This is a genomic window from Corynebacterium sp. HMSC078H07 (assembly GCF_001812805.1).
In the GTDB taxonomy this organism is placed as follows: domain Bacteria; phylum Actinomycetota; class Actinomycetes; order Mycobacteriales; family Mycobacteriaceae; genus Corynebacterium.
In genome coordinates this window covers 62,291-62,705 of record NZ_KV810465.1, presented here as the reverse complement: position 1 = coordinate 62,705, position 415 = coordinate 62,291, and the positions used below count along the sequence as shown (strand labels likewise).

The 415-nt window shown below is 60.0% G+C and carries 1 pseudogene; it reads right to left on the bottom strand.

Going from position 1 to position 415, the window contains the following annotated elements:
* Positions 1 to 188: 188 nt before the first annotated feature.
* Positions 189 to 415 (bottom strand): annotated as a pseudogene (locus HMPREF2875_RS13450) (HNH endonuclease); the annotation flags it as partial.

Genomic DNA, 415 nt, shown 5'->3' with positions numbered 1-415 from the left:
TCCACCGACGCCGACTAGAGCACGCCGTATAACCCGTCAACCTTCTTCTGGTTGTCGGGTTTCGTCGTCTCTACATTTGCCTGGTTAGGTGCAGGATCGCCGGTGTGCCCGCTGGCCGTGGTGTGGTTGGCGGGTTGTGGCGTGGTCTGTGTGCTCGCGGCGGGTTTAGCCAGTACCTGGTGGTGGTTTTAGCTTGCGCTTGGTGGTGGGTCGGGTGGTTGGCCTGTGGTTTGTCCTGTTGCTTTCTCAGAAGCGAGTCGGGCTGTGGCTTCTTGGTATTCGGGCATGGCGGTAATTGGCACACCCCAGGGCGGGATGTAGCTCACCCCGGTGTTCAGCCGGAACATGTAGCCCCTGCCTGTGGGGCGTTTGGGGTCATCATCGTTAATGCCGTTGTGGTAGGCGCATAGGAAGG